This window comes from Bauldia sp. (genome assembly GCF_965232525.1).
In the GTDB taxonomy this organism is placed as follows: domain Bacteria; phylum Pseudomonadota; class Alphaproteobacteria; order Rhizobiales; family Kaistiaceae; genus Bauldia.
In genome coordinates this window covers 2,216,313-2,234,274 of record NZ_OZ246980.1, presented here as the reverse complement: position 1 = coordinate 2,234,274, position 17,962 = coordinate 2,216,313, and the positions used below count along the sequence as shown (strand labels likewise).

Annotated in this window: 14 protein-coding genes; 6 read left to right on the top strand and 8 right to left on the bottom strand. The window is 64.4% G+C overall.

Annotated features, from left to right (window positions below):
- Window positions 1-54: 54 nt before the first annotated feature.
- Window positions 55-825: a trans-aconitate 2-methyltransferase gene (gene tam, locus ACO076_RS10620; protein WP_421722805.1), complete on the bottom strand. Its 771-nt coding sequence runs from the start codon at window positions 823-825 to the stop codon at window positions 55-57.
- Window positions 826-919: 94 nt separating this feature from the next.
- Between tam and ACO076_RS10615 the strand changes: the two genes are divergently transcribed.
- The 3 genes from ACO076_RS10615 (at window position 920) to ACO076_RS10605 (ending at window position 6,926) form a co-directional block, all read left to right on the top strand.
- Complete coding sequence (locus ACO076_RS10615) at window positions 920-3,154, top strand: SulP family inorganic anion transporter (protein ID WP_421722804.1); 2,235 nt, start codon at window positions 920-922, stop codon at window positions 3,152-3,154.
- A 2-nt stretch (window positions 3,155-3,156) separates the two neighbouring features.
- The gene (locus ACO076_RS10610; protein WP_421722803.1) at window positions 3,157-5,403 is read left to right on the top strand and encodes a SulP family inorganic anion transporter; all 2,247 of its coding nucleotides are present in this window, start codon (window positions 3,157-3,159) and stop codon (window positions 5,401-5,403) included.
- Between the two features lie 224 nt (window positions 5,404-5,627).
- Entirely contained in the window at window positions 5,628-6,926 is a 1,299-nt protein-coding gene (locus ACO076_RS10605; RefSeq protein WP_421722802.1) for a hypothetical protein, read from the top strand.
- 7 nt (window positions 6,927-6,933) lie between these two features.
- Here ACO076_RS10605 and ACO076_RS10600 read toward each other — a convergent pair whose 3' ends face one another.
- The 5 genes from ACO076_RS10600 to ettA form a co-directional block, all read right to left on the bottom strand.
- The gene (locus ACO076_RS10600; RefSeq protein ID WP_421722801.1) at window positions 6,934-7,638 is read right to left on the bottom strand and encodes a hypothetical protein; all 705 of its coding nucleotides are present in this window, start codon (window positions 7,636-7,638) and stop codon (window positions 6,934-6,936) included.
- A 213-nt stretch (window positions 7,639-7,851) separates the two neighbouring features.
- Window positions 7,852-9,102, bottom strand: coding sequence for a glycerophosphodiester phosphodiesterase family protein (locus ACO076_RS10595; protein ID WP_421726717.1), 1,251 nt, complete (start codon window positions 9,100-9,102; stop codon window positions 7,852-7,854).
- A gap of 137 nt (window positions 9,103-9,239) precedes the next feature.
- A complete protein-coding gene (locus tag ACO076_RS10590) occupies window positions 9,240-9,923 on the bottom strand; it encodes a DNA alkylation repair protein (RefSeq protein ID WP_421722800.1) in 684 nt (227 codons plus the stop codon).
- 367 nt (window positions 9,924-10,290) lie between these two features.
- Window positions 10,291-10,776 (bottom strand): macro domain-containing protein, encoded by a 486-nt coding sequence (locus ACO076_RS10585; RefSeq protein WP_421722799.1) that lies wholly within the window; start codon window positions 10,774-10,776, stop codon window positions 10,291-10,293.
- Window positions 10,777-10,784: 8 nt separating this feature from the next.
- The gene (gene ettA, locus ACO076_RS10580; protein WP_421722798.1) at window positions 10,785-12,437 is read right to left on the bottom strand and encodes an energy-dependent translational throttle protein EttA; all 1,653 of its coding nucleotides are present in this window, start codon (window positions 12,435-12,437) and stop codon (window positions 10,785-10,787) included.
- Window positions 12,438-12,635: 198 nt separating this feature from the next.
- On the opposite strand from ettA, the gene ACO076_RS10575 reads away from it, so the two are divergent.
- Entirely contained in the window at window positions 12,636-12,938 is a 303-nt protein-coding gene (locus tag ACO076_RS10575; RefSeq protein ID WP_421722797.1) for a hypothetical protein, read from the top strand.
- Window positions 12,916-14,049 (top strand): serine hydrolase domain-containing protein, encoded by a 1,134-nt coding sequence (locus ACO076_RS10570; RefSeq protein WP_421722796.1) that lies wholly within the window; start codon window positions 12,916-12,918, stop codon window positions 14,047-14,049. Before ACO076_RS10575 ends, ACO076_RS10570 begins: the two co-directional genes overlap by 23 nt.
- Before the next feature lie 76 nt (window positions 14,050-14,125).
- Here ACO076_RS10570 and ACO076_RS10565 read toward each other — a convergent pair whose 3' ends face one another.
- Both ACO076_RS10565 and ACO076_RS10560 read right to left on the bottom strand, forming a co-directional pair.
- Entirely contained in the window at window positions 14,126-14,653 is a 528-nt protein-coding gene (locus ACO076_RS10565) for a DUF2569 family protein (protein ID WP_421722795.1), read from the bottom strand.
- Window positions 14,654-15,064: 411 nt separating this feature from the next.
- Complete coding sequence (locus tag ACO076_RS10560) at window positions 15,065-15,541, bottom strand: hypothetical protein (protein WP_421722794.1); 477 nt, start codon at window positions 15,539-15,541, stop codon at window positions 15,065-15,067.
- A 622-nt stretch (window positions 15,542-16,163) separates the two neighbouring features.
- Between ACO076_RS10560 and mutL the strand changes: the two genes are divergently transcribed.
- Window positions 16,164-17,954 carry a DNA mismatch repair endonuclease MutL gene (gene mutL / locus ACO076_RS10555; RefSeq protein WP_421722793.1) on the top strand — a complete coding sequence of 597 codons (1,791 nt, stop codon included), beginning with the start codon at window positions 16,164-16,166 and terminating at the stop codon, window positions 17,952-17,954.
- Window positions 17,955-17,962 lie beyond the last annotated feature (8 nt).

The following is a 17,962-nucleotide window of genomic DNA, read 5'->3' as shown; positions in this document are numbered from 1 at the left end:
GTCAGTCGGGCCGACTCTTATCACAATCCGGCACGAACCTTCACCGCTAGGCGTCTATGTCTTGACCGCCACGACAAAGAGTCGCGGGAATCGCAAAAGCACGCGGCCATCCACCAAAAGCGGATGCGATGCGGCAATTCGCTCGCGGTAGGCATCGACGAACGGCGCTTCGTCTTCCGGCTGGAGACGGTCGAGGTAGGGGCGCAAGCCCGATCCCTTCAGCCAAGCGACGATCGCATCGTGATCGTCCAGCGGGTGATAGTAGACGGTGTGCCAGACATCGACCTGCGCCGCGATCGGCTTGAGCGCGTCGTAGTATGCGGCAGGTTTGGGAATGGCTTCCCGCTCGATCGGTTCCGCGAACCGATCGCGCCAGGGACCATCCGCCGCGACATCGGCCATCGACCGATGGGTCGGCTCGTCGAGGTTGTCGGGAACCTGCAACGCCACGACGCCGCCCGGCGCACACGCCGCCAGTAGCCGCGCCAGCACGGCAAGATGATCCGGGACCCATTGCATCACCGCATTGGCGAAAACCAGATCGAACGGCGCCGACGGCGTCCAGGTTTCCACGGCCGCTTCCGTGAACCGGACCCCCGGCAATCGGTCGCGGGCCTTGGCCAGCATCTCCGGCGAGCTGTCGAGTCCGACGATCTCAGCGTCGGGATAGCGGGCGAGCAGAAGCTCGGTCGAGTTACCCGGCCCACAGCCGATATCGATGATGCGCCGTGGTCGATCGATCGGCACTCGCGCAAGCAATTCCGCCGCCGGACGCGTTCGCTCGTCCTCGAACTTCAGATACTGACCAGGTGACCAATCCGCCATCGTCAAGCACCTCTCGCCTTCCGTTTTGCCACCTTATAGACCGAAGCGCGACGCCGTGACATTCTGCCACTATCGGTATGCTCCCGGGGGCACGTTGGCTGTAGACGCGAAGGAATCCGAGGTCTCCGCCGGTCGCGGCACCGGAGCGGAGCCGTATGCCGGGACCTGGATGTCGATCGTCGTCGCTGGGTTGATTTGCGGCATTCTGGCGGTCGTTCTGTCGATCGGAGTCGGCAGCCTGCTGTTCTCCCGCGTCCTCCCGCAGTTCCTTCCCATATCGATCGGCCTCGGGCTTGCTGCGACAACGGTGATCGCGTTCGTCGTTGCGCTGACGAGTTCGATCCGCGGCGCGGTGGCACCGGTCCAGGAAGTGCCAGTGGTGGCCTTGGCCGGCGTGGTCGCGGTCGCCCTCGTCACTTTGCCGGCCGGCGCGTCCAGCCAGACCGTGCTGGCAACCGCAATTGTCACCGTCGCAATGTCGTCGGTGCTGTCGGGTATTGCCGCCTTCGTTCTTGGCCGGCTCAATCTCGGCGCTCTGATCCGCTACGTCCCCTATCCGGTGATTGGTGGCTTCCTGGCCGCTACCGGCTGGTTCGTCGTGATCGGCGGCCTCGGCCTGCTCGTCGGTGAAGCGCCGCGTTGGGATAACGCGTCCGACTTCCTCGTGCCGTCGACTTCCATCAACCTTTGCCTTGCGGTGGTGCTGTTCGCCGCGCTGGTGGCTGTTGAGAAGCGCGCGTCCAATGCTTATGCGCTCCCCGGACTCGTTATCGGCGCGCTGATCGCGTTCAATCTCGTCGTGTTCGTTGGCGGCATCGAACACGCTGACCTGCACGAGATAGACTGGCTCGTGAGCGTGCCTGTCGGCGGGGTTTTGTGGCCACATATCGATCCCTCAGATCTGGTTCATGTCGACTGGAGCGCTGTCGCAGTAAGTCTGATCAGCATGCCGATCATGGTGTTGATGACCATCATCGCGCTTCTCCTGAACGTCACCGGCATCGAGCTGGCGATCCGCCGGGATGTCGACCTCGACCGTGAGCTCCGCTCTGTCGGCTCCGCCAATGTTCTCGCCGGCGCGATCGGCGGCGTACCGGGCTTCCCCGCGGTTTCGCTCACTCTGCTGGCCCGGCATCTGGGCGCGCCTTACCGGGCGGTCGGCGTGCTGGTCGCTGGCGTCACCCTCACAGCGCTGATCATCGGCGAGGTGTTGCTGGACGCGGTACCGACATTTCTCCTCGCCGGCCTTCTGATGTGGATCGGTGGTGGCCTGCTGGTCGAGTGGCTGGTGCGATCCTGGCAGCGCCTCGACATCTGGGACTATGCGATCATCGTCGCCATCTTCGCGGTTATCGTTGTCATCGGGTTCGCCGAGGGCATGATCTTCGGTCTGATCGCCGCGGTCATCCTGTTCGTGGTGCGTTATGGTCAGGTCAACGCGGTGCGCGTGGCGCTGACCGGACGCGAGCTTCAGAGCAGCACGACGTCGGAAGAGCGCCAACGACTGCTCACCGTTTTTGGCGATAGGATTCTGATCATCCGGCTTCAAGGCTTCCTGTTTTTCGGGACGGCCGACCGGCTTCGGGCGGCGCTGGGAGAGCAGACCGCCAGCGAAGGCAATGGGCACATCCGGTTCGTGGTGATCGACTTCGCGCGAGTCACCGGCATCGATTCATCGACGATCTCGAGCTTCACCCGCCTTACTCAGATCGCCGAACAGGCGGGATTCCGCATCGTCCTCAGCGGTTTGTCTCCTGCTCTACGCGAAACCATCGAACGAAGCGACGTAGCGAACGCGCTGACGATCGAGACGGATGTCGACGCGGCTTTGAAGCGATGTGAAGACGCGCTACTTGCCGAACTGAAGCCGGGCTTCTCCGACGCGCGACCACGGCCGATCGCTGAACTGCTTGGTTTGATCGTTGGCGATGCCGATACCGCGGAACGCCTGATCCCGTACCTGACACGCAAGGAGGTGCCGGCCGGCACGATTCTGGTCGAGGAAGGTGCTGCATCCGACGATATCTTCATGGTCGAGTCGGGACATGCTGCGGTCGAAGCCGTCAGCGGCGTTAACAAGCCTGTCCGTCTCGCCCGAATCGGCCCGGGAGCGATCGTTGGCGAACTCGCCTATTACCTGCGCGAACCGCGAGCGGCACGCGTAACCAGCGAAGAGGACATGGTGGTGTGGCGCCTCAGCCGCGAAGCGCTCGAACGCCTGCGTACCGAGGCCCCTGCTGATGCCTTGCGGTTTCACGAGTCCATGGCTGCCATGCTATCGCGTCGCTTGGTCGGTACGAATCGCGTGCTGACGTTTCTCGCGGATTGACGATGGCATCAGACAATCGCGGCGGGGTCGCTTCATCGCCCGCAGCCGGCAATCGTGTCGGCGCCACCGGGCTGGCGTGGAATCTTTCCACCGGAACCATCTGCGGATTCCTGGCGATTGTTCAGTCGATCGGTTTCGGCATGCTGCTCGTCGGCAGCGAAGCCCTGTCCTTCGTCCCGACCGCCGTCGGCATGGCGTTGTTCTCAACGGCGGTCATGGCCGCGATCGCGGCGCTGACCAGCGCGACCCCGGGCGTCGTTTCGATCGCGCAGGGCATCCCGATCACAGCACTCGCCGGTCCGGTGGCTGCGATCATCGCGGCAACGAGCGCGAGTGCGACAGACATTGATACCGCGGCGACCATTGTCGTCGGCGTTGCCCTTGCCACCATCGCCATCGGTTGCACCGCGCTGCTCCTTGGCGGTTTGCGGCTTGGGCGATTTGTTCGCTTTGTCCCCTTCCCCGTCATCGGGGGCTTTCTTGCAGGATCGGGCTGGCTGATCTTTCTCGGCGGCATCGGCGTCGTGGCGGGAGAACGGCTCACGTTCGCCAACGTCGGCGCACTGCTCGACCCGCACAGGCTGGCAATGTTCGCGGTGGCGTTCGCCTTCCTCGCGCTCGCGTTCCTGCTGCGAAATCGATATGCCGTTGCGGTTGTCCTGCCAATGGTCACGCTTGCGGCGGTAATCCTGTTCAACGGTGTCGTACTGGTCGCCGGTTTGGATCAGGAAGCGCTTCAGGCATCAGGCTGGCTGATCGCCGTCGCTGACGGTGGCGCGCTCTGGCCGCCGATCGCACTTTCCGACATTGCGTCGGTCGACTGGGGCGCTATAGCCGGTCAAGCTGCCGCTTTGCCGACGGTCGCCGTATTGACCGTGATCGCTGTTCTGATGAACGCCACCGGCATCGAACTCGACGCCCGTCGGGATGTCGACCTCGATCGCGAGTTGAGGTCCGTTGGCCTGCAGAATCTGGCCGGCGGCCTCGGCGCCGGCATGCCGGGGTTCCAGTCCGTTTCGCTCACCGCCTTGTCCAACCGGCTTGGCGCCGGCTCGCCGATTGTCGGCCTCATCGTCTCGGCGTTGTGCGTTGCCGCGCTGGTCCTCGGCGACGACGTCCTGTCGATCGTTCCGACGCCGTTGCTGGGTGGTCTCCTGATATGGATCGGCCTCTCCCTGCTGGTCGCCTGGCTCGGCCGCGCCTACAACCGCGTCTCGCCGCTCGAATACGGGGTCATCATTCTGATCTTCGCCGTTATCGTCGGCGTGAGCTTTGCCTGGGGTATCCTGGTCGGATTGATCGCTGCCGCCGTCCTGTTCGTGATCGAGTACGGGCGTGTCGAGATCGTCCGCTACATCATGACCGGACGGGATTACCAGAGCAGCAACGAGACATCGGAAGCGCGCCGCGCCGTTCTGCGGACTGCGGGCGATGCGATTCTTATTGTCCGGCTGCAGGGGTTCTTGTTCTTCGGCACCGCCGACCGTCTGCGCAAGCGGATCGAGCGGCGTATCGCCGACCAGATCGATGAGCCGGTCCGTTTCCTCGTCGTCGACTTCCAGCGGGTGACCGGCCTGGATTCCTCGACAGTCGTCGCCTTTACCCGGCTCGCTCAGGCAACGGACGTTCGCGGCTTCAGCCTCGTCTTCTGCGACACCAGCGACGCGGTCGAAACCGCCCTGCGACGCAGCGGTGTCGAAGTGGAAAGTGAAAACGTTCGCTTCGAGAGCGATCTCGATCACGCGCTTGAATGGTGCGAGGATCACCTGATCGCCGCCGTGGCGCCGCAGGTCGCGAGCGCTACAATCGTCCCCGTCGCGGACCTCGTCACGGACGTGGTGGGCGATCGTCAGGTTGCCGAGTCGATCCTCCCCTATCTCGAACCCATCTACCTCGAGGCCGGTTCGGCATTGATCGAGGAAGGTGCCCCGTCGCCTGATATCTTTTTCTTGGAAACCGGACGGGCGTCGGTCGAACTCGGTAACGGGAGCAACGACAAATCGATCCGGGTCGCCACCGTCGGCCGCGGGTCTATCGTTGGCGAACTCGCCTTCTATCTCGGCCGAAAACGGTCCGCGTCCGTGATCGCCCGGTCTCCGCTGGTCGCCTGGCGTCTGTCAGCCGACGCGCTTGACCGACTGTGCGACACCGATCCCAAGACCGCCGTCGCCTTCCATCGTGGCATGGCGCGCATGCTCGGCGACCGCCTCGCCGGGACCAACCAGCTGGTCCGCCTGCTCGCCGACTGACCGGTACCCGATCGGACGGAGCGTCAATCGGCTTGCTTGACAAGGCTCACGCGAAACGGTTGTTGAATTGTCGCGGGTCGGATGTGTGGCGGCGACACGACGCGGCGGTGGGGGCTCTCGCACGAGGGCAGACAGTCGATTTATCGGAGGCAGTGAAGGAAACTATGGCGTCGCGAATTCGAACCCTTTTGGGCAAAGGATACACCCTCGCAATCGTCCCGCTGATGACCGCAGTCCTTTTGGTTGGTGCGCCCGCTGCGGCTGCCCCGAACAGCGCGGACGTCGATGTTCTGAACCTGCCGAAAGATCATCGCTGCGGGGAAGAGCTCATCGCCTATCGGCCCTATGCCGCAGCTCAGGAGCGGACATTGTTCGGGCTGATGGAGCTACACAACAAGCGCCGCGTCTCGTGGCGCCAGAGTTGGCCTTGTCTGATGAACCTGGTCGAAGCGGGTCTCGCCAATCCAGGCGACGAGGCCGTTTACTCCTTCGCTCGCGACCAGATTCTCTATTTGCTGGCCTACGATCGGGTCCGATTCTACACCGTCGGCGACTCAGCAAGGTTGAGACTGGCCGATATCACCGACGACAAAGGTGTGATCGCGTTCGACACGTTCGATCGCGTTTATTACGCGAACGATTTTGACTTGGCCTACAACGCCATGTCGCAGGTCGAGCTGGGACTATTCTTCATCACGGCCAGCGAGAAGATCCTGCAGCAACCCGATCCGGATGTTGCCCGCGCGGAGGAGTTCCTCACCCTCGGCAAAGCCGTCCTCGACGTGGTGCTCGACCCGTCAACCGACAACGGATTGCGGACGCGGATTCCGTGCGACCTGGACGCGGAACGGGATTGTTCCTTTTTCCACGGCGTCACCAGCATTAACCGCGACGACCCGCGCAAGGGCGGCACGCTCAACAAGCACTTCAAGGCGATGATGAACCTGCTGGACGTGGCCACCAGCCTTAAGCGCGTCGACGCGCTTCGGCCGGAACTTGGCGTTGGCCCGGACGCCGAGCGGTATGAGAAGGCAGCGGTCGAAGGCTACAATCAGCTGATCTATTCGAGCGGTAACACCGAACCAGAACGGGCGCCGAACTTCATCGATTTCATGGCCAAGGATGAGGACGGGAGGCCGATCCGGAGCAGTTGGCTGTACTATTCGATCAATCAGCTGAAGCAGCGCCCCTACTTCCTCAAGAAGCACAACAAGCACCGCAACTGCGCCTACCACATCGTCGATCTGACCATGTTCGACAAGGTCCTGACCCGCATGCCCGACTACGTCGATCTTGAGGGCATTCTTTCTCCGCGCCCCGACCTGGACGACTCGCTGCTCGGCTTCATCGTCGGAACTTATGTAGAGAAGCTCGACGATGGTGGCATTTACACGGACTCAGAAACGGTCAAGGGCGGCAACTATCTCGCTTGTCGGGAGGATCACAAGGCGCCAATGGACAAGGATGCCCTGAATCGCCTTACCGACCTTGTCGACAACGCGCAGCCAGCCGCCGCCAACTGACGAGCGACTACTGCAGCGGCGTCGAACAGATCATCCGCGTGTGGTTCTGATTGATGTGGCAGTTCATCGGAATCGGTCCTGCCGGGATCGGATAGGTGTAGCCGGCCGCTGCCGCGATATCGGCGGCGACCGCAGCGGCCGCCGGGTGGTTGGCGAAGTAGGGATAAGGATAATACGCCCGGCACTCAGGCGCCTGCGGGGCGTGATAGCAATACGGCCCGGGCGGCGGTGGCGGCGGGTAGTAGCCGGCTTGATGCTTCGACTTCCCCTTGTCGATGAAGACCGCAACGTTGTCCGCGCTCGCCGGCAACATCCCCGACAGAACGGTGACGTCATAGCGCAGCGATGATCCGTCTGCTTCGGCGCTAGTCAACTCGACGATCGCCGGGGCATTGGCCGTGTCGCCGAGCACGGACACAGCCGCGTTCGGCGGGTCGCCTGCGAAGGTCCCGTTCGGCGCCCGCCACAGTGAGGCAAACGCGGCGTTGGAAAACTGTCCGCTCATCCGATAGGGCCGATCGGTGAAGAACACGGTCGCCGGGGCGATGTCGGTGAGAGTCAGCGTCTGCCCGTCGAACGTCATGCCACCCGCCTGCTGCACGTAGTCGAAGCTTGGGCCGGTGTTATAGGCGACCGGCTGTTGCGCTTGGGCGGTGACGTTGGAAACGAAGACGGCGCATGCGGCACCAATGATGAGTGGAACGTGGCGCATCGAGAACTCCCTGGTTAATCCAACGGGCTGAGCGGATTGCCATCATGGTTGTATCGCGCGGCAGCAAAACGGCAAAGCGGCGCGGTGGCGATGACACGCATCACAGCGGTTGTCCCGGAGATCGGAGCCGACGTGGAAAACCCGCCGACCGAAGCCGACGGGTTTGTCGTGGCCAACCGCCGGGCCTGACTAGGCCTGGCCGGTACAGAGGCTTCAGAGACCCATGCAGTTGGCGTAGTACGTCACCGTTGCCGGCCAGTCGGTGAAGACACCGAGGACGCCGACGTCCTGTGCCAGGACGTGGAGCTTGGCGTAGGTATCGCCGCTGGAATCGGTCACCTCCGCGACGGTCTGATAATACCAGCCGCCGCCGTCGGTCAGCGTACCGGAGCGCTCGAGCGTCCAGGTGATTATGTCGAGGCCGGCCGCCTTGGCTTCCTTGGCATAGACCGACGGCACGATCTTGCCGTCCTCCACCGCGACCAGCATCCACATCGGCGGAGCGATGATCTTCACGTCCTGGTCGGCCAGCGCCTGCATGCTCTGGTCCCAGGTAGCCGGATCGGTGTGGTCGAAGCTGTCGATGTTGTAGCGATCGTCGAGATAGACCGCCTGTTCGCCGAAGTCCGGATCGTTGGCGATCCAATAGAGCACGTCCTCCAGATTGAACGACTGAGCGTAAACGTCGGAGGCAGGTACGCCGGCTTGCCTGTATTCATCGATGAGCTGCTGGGCGTAGTCCTGCTGGGTGTAGCCGCCCTCGAACGGCATTTCGACGCTCGGCGTCTTGAGTTCGGGCGTAAACTTGGCACCGAGGCTCTTGAAGAGATCGATGCTCTCCTTGTGGGTCATCAGCGTGCCGGTGCTGGCGTAGAGATCGGTGCGCCAGCCGGCGGTGCCGTCAAGGTATTCCTCGACGGTTGTCGCATCCGCGTTGGCGGCGTCCATCTTGCCCTTCAGCGTCCGGAACTCCGCGAGCGTAATGTCGCTGGTGCAGCACTTCGCCTCGGCCTTCTTGCCGGTGGCGGTATCGGCCGCGCTGAACGGCACCGAGCACTTGTTGGCAAGGTCGGTGGCGAGGATGTTGGTGGTGGTGTGCAGGTCGCACTGGGAATGGCGGCAGACCAGTTCACGGTCCTTGGTGAAGGTCACGTCGCACTCGAGAATGCCGGCACCCATCCGCGCGGCGGCCGTGTAGGATTCCACCGTGTGCTCTGGAAACTGCATCGGCGCGCCGCGATGGCCGATCGAGAAATCGGTCTTGAAGAACGGGCCCGCCGCGCATTGCTTCAGCGCCTCCTTCATCTCGCCCTCTTCCATCAGATCGACGAGATAGAATGGTCGCGGACCGAGCTGAACGCTCGGATCGTTCTCGGCCGCGATCGCGAACTCGACGGCGGCAAACGACACAACAAGGGCGGCGGAAACCGCGCCGAGCAACGAGTGTTTCACGAAGACCTCCATGGCGATCAGACGCCAGCCAGACGGGCGGCGAAGGTGAAGCAAACACGGAGGCAATGACGGCGCGGTCACCGTTCGCTGACAGATCGGTGACGCGACGATGACGGTTTTGAGCACCACCGGCGGTGATCGCTCTGCCGTTATCTCGGGCCCAGTCGCGCCCGCACCTTGTCGCTGTCGAGTTCACGAACGGCCTTGCGGCCGATCCATCGGCGGGTCGTGTTGTCGGACTCGGCGAGCGTTCGGGCTGTGGTGAGCGCCGCAGCGTGGAGAGCAGGGTTGCGCTTGCCGACGGCCCGGAGCGCCATGTCGACGCCCTTCTTGACGAAGTTGCGGCCGTCGTCCGCGGCCCCCGCGATCAGCGTCAGCGCATGCTGAAACCGCGCGTCGGGCGCGGCCTTGTCGTGGGCCGACAGCGACCAGATCAGCGCGAACGCCGCGCGCTTGACGAACTCCGGCTCGGCGCCGGCCCAGGCATCGACCTTGTCCCAGGCATGAGCCGTCCGGTCGAACAGGCTGAAACAGGCAGTGTCACAGATCGCCCAGTTGTCGAAATCGGCGACCCAGCGCTCCATCTGATCCGCCGTTACCAGCGCCGGATCGTCGACGAATACAGCAAGCGTCCGCGCCTCGTACCAGCCCGTCTCCCACAACGACGCGGCGAGCGCATGGTCGGTCCCGATCGCCTTGGCCTCCTGCTTGAGCACGCCCATCGCCACGCCGAAGGCGCGGTCGTTGGGGATCGCGTAGCGGGTCATGTCGGCCCGCCCCTTGGCGCTCCCCTCGCGCTTCAGCCAGGTGAGAACAGTCGTGGCGGTGTTCATTTGACCGGTCCTGTATTCACCCGCGATTAACCGACCTGTGCCGGCCCAACTCCAGAGGCTGCGCGACAACGGTTATCTGGAATTTGTGTCCAGAGCTGACGTCGCCGGACTCCGCGGAACACGGCCCCGACCATCAGGAAGTGGCGCGATCTGGCACGCGGGAGGAGCCGGCGCTTTCCTCTGGCACTAACCCCGCTACCTGTCCACGGCCAAGAGCACGGACAAGGAGCTTGGAAAGCCCCCGAAGCGTATGGCGTTTCGACCACGTACTTCGAGAAGTTGGAGCCGCGCATCCTCGGCGACTGTCCGGTCCTCGTTTTCGCGATGGAGCCTGATTTATACTTGGAAGACAGACCGTAACTTTCGGCTACCCAAAGTCATAGACCGTTACCGCAACACCGCGCTGCACCAAGTTATTGATGATCAACGGCTCGATGCGATCCCAAGTGCCGCCTGCCAGGCCGCAGCCGATCCGCGGCATGTGAACACTCGCTTCGTCAGCCAGGGCGTAGTCCGCCAATCTGGAGAGGCATTTGGTTATTGCGCTGTACCGCACCGGTGGTTCCTTCCCAGGCGAGTCCGCTCGGCGCGCAATTCCGTGCTGGCCGACCATATTCGCGACCGACAGAGTCTCCGCCACCGATACGATCTGGATCGCGCCGAGTTCGAAGTTATTGCTGTCCCTGCCCCGATACCACTCCCGAAAGCACTTCTCGGGCTCTTTCCAGCGGCGCGAAATCGCAACAACAAAACCTGCCCCCCATGCGCCAATGTCGTTGCACACATGAGCGATGATCCGGCGATCTTCGCCGACTGGGTTGGTAGCGTCACCGACTACGTACGTAATGGCCACGGTAACCCCTACCTTGTCAGCCGCTTGTACTTGACCCTTCGATGGTCGACCGCGTCCTGGCCGAGGCGGCGGACCTTGTCGGCCTCGTAGTCCGCAAAATTGCCCTCGAACCACTCCACGTGACTATCGCCCTCGAACGATAGGATGTGGGTGGCGAGGCGGTCGAGGAACATGCGGTCGTGGCTGATCACCACGGCGCAGCCAGCGTAGTCCTCGAGCGCGTCCTCCAGTGCTGCCAACGTTTCGGTGTCGAGGTCGTTGGTCGGCTCGTCAAGGAGGAGCACGTTGGAGCCCTCCTTCAGCAGCTTGGCGAGGTGGACCCGGTTACGCTGGCCGCCGGAGAGCGAACCGACCTTCTGCTGCTGGTCGCCGCCCTTGAAGTTAAAGGCGCCGACATAGGCGCGCGAGTTCATCTCCCGCTTGCCAAGGCGGATGACGTCGTTGCCGCCGGAAATCTCCTCCCACACGGTCTTGTTGCCGTCGAGGTCGTCGCGGCTCTGGTCGACATAGCCGAGATGGACGGTCTCGCCGAGCTTGATCGCGCCGTTGTCCGGCTGCTCCTGCCCGGTGAGCATGCGGAACAGGGTGGTCTTGCCGACGCCGTTCGGGCCGATCACCCCGACGATGCCGCCGGGCGGCAGGTTGAACGACAGGTCGTCGATCAGCAGCCGGTCGCCGTAGCCCTTGGAGACATGGTCGACCTCGATCACCGTCTGGCCGAGCCGCTCACCCGGCGGGATGATGATCTGGGCGGTGCCGGGCGCGCGCTCCTCGTTGCGCCTGAGCAACTCGTCATAGGCGCGAATCCGGGCCTTTGATTTCGCCTGCCGGGCGCGGGGGCTGGCGGCGATCCACTCGCGCTCGCGGTCGAGCGCCCGCTGACGAGCGGCCTCCTCGCGGCCCTCCTGCTCCAGCCGCTTGGCCTTCTTTTCCAGATAGGCCGAGTAGTTGCCCTCGTAGGGGATGCCGCGGCCGCGGTCGAGCTCAAGGATCCAGCCGGTGACGTTGTCGAGGAAGTAGCGGTCATGGGTGACGATCAGCACCGAGCCCGGAAACTCGCGGAGGTGCTTCTCCAGCCACGCCACCGACTCCGCGTCGAGATGGTTGGTCGGCTCGTCCAGCAGGATCAGGTCCGGCGCCGACAAAAGCAGCTTGCACAGCGCCACCCGCCGCCGCTCACCGCCGGAGAGCTTGGTGACGTCGGCATCGTTGGGCGGGCAGCCGAGCGCGTCCATCGCCTGCTCCACCTGGCTGTCCAGGTCCCACAGGTTCTGGGCGTCGATTTCGTCCTGAAGCTTGGCCCCCTCCTCCGCCGTTTCGTCGGAGTAGTTCATCATCAGTTCGTTATAGCGGTCGAGGATCGCCTGCTTGGCGGCGACGCCTTCCATGACGTTGCCGAGCACGTCCTTCTCCTCGTCGAGTTCCGGCTCTTGGGCCAGGTAGCCGACGGTGGCGCCCTCGGCGAGCCAGGCCTCGCCGTTAAACTCCTTGTCGAGCCCCGCCATGATCCGGAGCAGCGTCGACTTGCCCGAGCCGTTGGGGCCGAGAACGCCGATCTTGGCGTCCGGATAGAACGACAGGTTGATGTTTTCGAGGACCTTCTTGCCGCCACCATAGGTCTTGGTGAGGCCCTGCATGTGATAGATGAACTGGCGCGCCATGATGCTCGTGCGTGTGTTGTCGCCGGGCCGGTCAGCGGCGCGCGGCGCTCGTTTGGATTGAACGGAAGCCGGCGCCCTTCTAGTCGATCGGCCGCGGCCCCGCAATCGATACCGCGCTGTCCTTGCCCCACACCTTGTAACGCCGCCGCCGGACGCTACCTCTATTGCCGTCCGTTCGAACCGCCGAAGGTCCGGCCTTTGCGTCTCCGCCGCATCCTCCTGTTCGTCGCGATCGTCGTCATCGCTGGGCTCGGGTTCCTGATCGTCCGCGACGGCGTCCCGTCACTCCGGATCGCCACCGCCTACGCCGCCAAGCAAACCTGTTCGTGCCTGTTCGTCGCCGGCCGCGATCTTGCGTCGTGCCAGGGCGACTACAATCCGTTCACGGCCCGCTGGTTCGCCTGGGACCCGACCGAGCAAGCGGTCACTGTCTCCTTCGCCGGGCTGATATCGTCGCAAGCGACCTACGCCGACGGCAATGGCTGCCGTGCGGCTCCGTAGCGGCATGCGACGGGTGCTGATCGCCGCCACGGCGATCCTCGCCATCACTCCGGCCGCCGCCCTCACGCCCCTGCCGCCACAGCCGGCGGATGTGCCATGGCCGACCGAGACCTGGGCCACCGGCCCGCTGCCGCCGGGCACCGATGAAGCCGCCCTCGACGCCGCGCTCGCGGTTGCACTCGATGGCGAACCCGACGCCTATGGCAACACCAGCGCAGTGATCATCGTCCAGGGCGGCCGGATCGTGCGCGAGCGTTATGGCGCAGATTTCGACGCCGATACCCGCATGATCTCGTGGTCGCTGGCCAAATCGTTCACCCAGGCCATCGCCGGCGTTGCGGTCGAGCAGGGCCTGATCGACATCGACGAGCCGATGGGCAACAGCCGCTGGGCCGCGGACGATCCGCGCGCGGCGATCCCGTGGCGGCAGTGGCTCACCATGACCGACGGCCAGAGCTTTCGCGAGGTCCACCTCTTGCCGAGCCAGACGGACGTTGGGCCGATGCTGTTCGGTGAGGGCCGGCACGATGTCGGCGCCTTCGCCGCGGCCCTACCACTGGAGAACGAGCCCGGCACCACCTGGAACTACAACAGCGCCGGCATGAACCTGATCGCCGATGCACTGACCGACATCGTTGCCGGCCCCGACGCCAGTCCGGAGGAGCGGCAGGCGGCGATGCGCGCCTGGATGGACGCTGGCCTGTTCGACCCAATCGGCATGACCAGCGCGATCCCCGAGTTCGACGCCGCCGGCCTCTTTCTTGGTTCGTCCTTCGTCTACGCGACGGCGCGCGACTTCGCCCGCTTCGCCCTGCTCTACCTGCGCGACGGGCAATGGGACGGCGCCCGCGTGCTGCCTGAAGGCTGGGTCGACTTCGCCCGCACCCCGACCGCCGCAGATTTCTACGGCGCCGGCTGGTGGGTCGGCATGCCCGGCCGCGATATCGCCGGCGTCTTCCGCGGCTCCGGTCGCGGCGGCCAGGTCATGCTGCTGGTGCCGGAAAAGGACCTGATCGTCCTCCGCCTCGGTAACAACGAGGGCCTTGTTGACCGCCGCGCCATGTGGACCTGGATCGGCCGCATGGTCGACGCATTTCCGGATGAGGGGTAGTGCGCTATCCGTGTCGTCGAGCCCGTCGCCAATCTCCAGGGCCGGAAGCGAGGCAACATGCTCGATCGAGGCAGTCCTAACGCGTAAATGTATTCGCTACCCGTTTCGATACGTTGATGTAAGAAAAAAAGATCAATGTCGGAATGATCTGGATCGCAAACGCAATCAGGAAAGGCGTTATACTTAAGTCGATACCAAGGGAAAATACCAAATATTGGATCAGAGGCGATATCCAGTACAGGATTAGCACTGATTTATACAATCTAGGAGCATTGCTTTTCTTCTCGAAGAATCGAATCGCCACGTAAATAATCCACAGCGCGAACACGAGCGACAAGCCGATCAGGATGTGAAGGGCGGTTTTCTCGGGACTGCTGCCCTCCATCGACAGGACTTCGATTTCGGTCCCGATGCTGGCGAAGATGGCCAACGGCCCCAGCACCAATTGCGCTGCCGGGATTACCAGCCAGCCGGTGATCCCCTCAGGACGGCCGTCTCGCTGGCGCTGGCGCCGCGCGTGGATTGCGACCAGCACCCAGACAACCACGACCAGTAGCAGCAGACCGGCGAGCAGCCACACTGCCCAAGTGATTTCGCCCCCCAAGATCGATTCCCCGCTCAGCCACAACCCGGCGTCATTCTGTCGGACCCCCGGCGGTAAGTCCAGACGAGGCATCTGCGCAGGGACAGATCACGCAGCCCTGATCATCCCCTCACCTTGCGGCTTCAGCGACCAAGCACAACGGCCGAATTTTGGACGCGTTTATCCTTGCCGCACAGTGCATCCTTCTAGGCTCGGGCTTGCCTGGTTTGCTCCACCGGTTTCCATCCACTCTCCGTCATCCTCCGACTTGAACAGAGGACCCATCGAAACCGTTGCGCCGACAAAGATCGTGATGCCCGCCTTGACGCTTCACGGCCAAACCGCGCGCCCGCTAAAAAGGGCCTTCCGATCAAGTCGGAGGGACGACGCGGAGCGAGGTCCCGGTGAGAGGATGGCTGAATTCGCAGCGACTTATTGGCACGCAACGGAGAATGTGTAGGCGATCGGCTCGGCGGTGAGATCGAGCTCGATCAGACCGGTGGCGTTCTGATAGGCGCCGAGGCCGCCGAGGATGGCAACGTCCAGCGACTGCGGACGATGATCGATTTGATGAAAGTCGAACTTGGCGCCATGTATGAACCGGCCGAACAGAACGCCGTGTTCGTCCTCAAAGGCATACTCGCCCATGTAGGCATCGTTGCCTTCGTCACTCCGCTTCAAGACGGTGGTGTGCCACATCGCCTCGACCGCTTCGGCGCCCGCGGCGGTGTGCAGGGTGATCCGCCCCGTGCGCGTATCGCCCGCCGTAGCGCCATCCGTGCCGTGATCGAGGGAGACGACCTGGCGGTCATGGCCAAACAGATCCGGATCAGCGCATAGCCCCGGATCTTCCGCCACCGCGATGGGCGGAAACGCGATGATGGTGACGGCAACAAGGGCGGAGCGCATGGTTAACCTCAATCGATAAAGTAACGACGCGGTCCCGTAGCACACCTGCACCGTCTCACAGAAGCGACATGTGGCAGCTTTACGCCCACCGCTCATTCCCGCGGAAGCGGGAACCAGATGGGGCTAGTCAAAGGACTGGGTCCCCGCCTGCGCGGGGACGAGCGACCGGACTCAGGTCCGGGTGGATTTCGATCGGTACCGCCCCTTCCCGACCCTCCCCGCACGGGGTGAGGGAACCCCGGTGTCGTGATGATCGCGACATGGCCGCTACGTCCCACCGCTCATCCCCGCGCAGGCGGGGATCCAGTCTGAGCTGGGCCCGCGACTTTGGGATTCCCGCTTTTGCGCCCCCTCTCCCGGTTTGCTCCGGCTGTCCCACCCACTCCTCCGTCGTCCTCCGGCTCGACCGGAGGACCCATCGAACCCGATGATCGGATGCAAGCCATCGTCGCGCGTCCACACCTCATTGCCAAACCGCGTGCGGGCGACACCGGGTCCTCTGGTTAAGCCAGAGGACAACAGCTTGGAAAGCTGCACGCGGATACACATCAGAATCATCCGCCCGCCCTTCCCTCGCCCCAATGATTCGACCAGACTCCGCCGTCAAAGGGCCTGATTCTCGATGCCGATTCGCCGTCTTGCCGACACCATGGTCAACCGCATCGCCGCCGGCGAGGTGGTCGAGCGGCCGGCGAGTGTCGTCAAGGAACTCACCGAAAACGCCGTCGATGCTGGCGCCACCCGGATCGAGGTGGTTACGGCCGGCGGCGGGGCGGCGCTGATCCGGGTCAGCGACGACGGCGCCGGGATCGCCGCGGATGACCTGCCGCTGGCGGTGGAGCGCCACTGCACCTCCAAGCTCGACGACGGCCTCGACGCCATCCGCTCCTTCGGCTTCCGCGGCGAGGCGCTGGCCTCGATCGGTTCGGCCGCCCGCCTCACCGTCACCTCCCGCCACCGCGACGCCGACGAGGCCTTCGCGGTCACGGTTGAGGGCGGCCGGGTCGGCCCGGTCCGCCCGGCGGCGCTGTCGGCCGGCACCCGGGTCGAAGTCCGTGACCTGTTCTTCGCCACCCCCGCGCGTCTCAAGTTCCTGAAGTCGGAGCGGGCCGAGGCAGCGGCGATCACCGACGTGGTCAGGCGGCTGGCGCTCGCCCATCCCGAAATCCGCTTTGCGCTCTTCGGCGGCGACCGCAGCGCCCTCGACTATCCTGCCGCGACCGGCGACGACGCGCTCCGCACCCGCCTCGGCCAGGTGATGGGCCGCGATTTCATCGACAATGCGCTCGCCATCGACGCGGTCCGCGAGGGCGCCCGGCTCACTGGCTATACGGGCCTGCCCACCTTCAGCCGTGCCAACAGCCTCGCCCAGCATCTCTTCGTCAACGGCCGGCCGGTGCGCGACAAGGTGCTGCTCGGTGCCGTGCGCGGCGCTTATGCCGACCAGATGAAGAGTGGCCGCTATCCGGCGGCGGTGCTGTTCGTGACAGTCGACCCGGCCGAAGTCGACGTCAACGTGCATCCGACCAAGGCCGATGTCCGCTTTCGCGATCCCGGCCTGATCCGCGGGCTGATCGTCGGCGCCATCCGCGAGGCGCTCGCCGGTAGCGGACCGCGCTCGTCGTCGACCGCCGCGAGCGCCACCATCGCCGCTTTCCGGCCGGGCATGTCCCGCCCCAGATCGAACCCGGCGGCGACTGCATGGCAGGCACCGCTTCCGGCAAGTGGGAGGGCCGCGCCGGCGATGGGTTTCACCGAACCGGCTCAGGCGGCCTACACGCCGCCCCCCTCGGCCGATGTCCGCGCCGCTGATCCGGTCCCCGACGCCGCCGCCCATCCGCTCGGTGCCGCCCGGGCTCAACTGCACGAGACCTATGTGGTCGCCGAGACCGACGACGGCCTCGTCATCGTCGACCAACACGCCGCCCACGAACGCCTGGTCTACGAGCGGCTGAAACGGGCGATGGACGAAGACGGCATCGCCCGGCAGATCCTGCTCATCCCCGAAGTGGTCGACCTGCCGGCCGACGATGTCGGTCGCCTGATGGCGCGCGCCGCCGACCTGGAAACCCTGGGCCTGGTGCTGGAACAGTTCGGCCCTGGCGCCGTCGCCGTCCGCGAGACCCCGGCAATGCTCGGCGCTATCGACGCCGCGGCGCTGACCCGCGATCTCGCCGAACAGCTCGCCGAGTGGGATACCACCGACGGCCTGCGAACCCGGCTCGATCAGGTGGCCTCGACCATGGCCTGCCACGGCTCGGTGCGGGCCGGGCGGCGGCTGAAGCCGGAAGAGATGGACGCGCTGCTCCGCGAAATCGAGGCAACGCCCAACGCCAGCGAATGCAATCACGGGCGGCCGACCTATGTGGAACTCAAGCGCACCGACATCGAGCGCCTGTTCGGGCGCCGGTGACCGGCGTC

Excerpts from the sequence above, each read along its gene's own strand:
- ACO076_RS10590 (WP_421722800.1), bottom strand. The coding sequence starts at position 9,923 with ATGAACACCGCCACGACTGTTCTCACCTGGCTGAAGCGCGAGGGGAGC.
- ACO076_RS10610 (WP_421722803.1), top strand. The coding sequence starts at position 3,157 with ATGGCATCAGACAATCGCGGCGGGGTCGCTTCATCGCCCGCAGCCGGC.
- ACO076_RS10600 (WP_421722801.1), bottom strand. The coding sequence starts at position 7,638 with ATGCGCCACGTTCCACTCATCATTGGTGCCGCATGCGCCGTCTTCGTT.
- ACO076_RS10570 (WP_421722796.1), top strand. The coding sequence starts at position 12,916 with ATGGCTGCCGTGCGGCTCCGTAGCGGCATGCGACGGGTGCTGATCGCC.
- ACO076_RS10595 (WP_421726717.1), bottom strand. The coding sequence starts at position 9,102 with ATGGAGGTCTTCGTGAAACACTCGTTGCTCGGCGCGGTTTCCGCCGCC.
- mutL (WP_421722793.1), top strand. The coding sequence starts at position 16,164 with ATGCCGATTCGCCGTCTTGCCGACACCATGGTCAACCGCATCGCCGCC.
- ettA (WP_421722798.1), bottom strand. The coding sequence starts at position 12,437 with ATGGCGCGCCAGTTCATCTATCACATGCAGGGCCTCACCAAGACCTAT.
- tam (WP_421722805.1), bottom strand. The coding sequence starts at position 825 with ATGGCGGATTGGTCACCTGGTCAGTATCTGAAGTTCGAGGACGAGCGA.
- ACO076_RS10560 (WP_421722794.1), bottom strand. The coding sequence starts at position 15,541 with ATGCGCTCCGCCCTTGTTGCCGTCACCATCATCGCGTTTCCGCCCATC.
- ACO076_RS10605 (WP_421722802.1), top strand. The coding sequence starts at position 5,628 with ATGACCGCAGTCCTTTTGGTTGGTGCGCCCGCTGCGGCTGCCCCGAAC.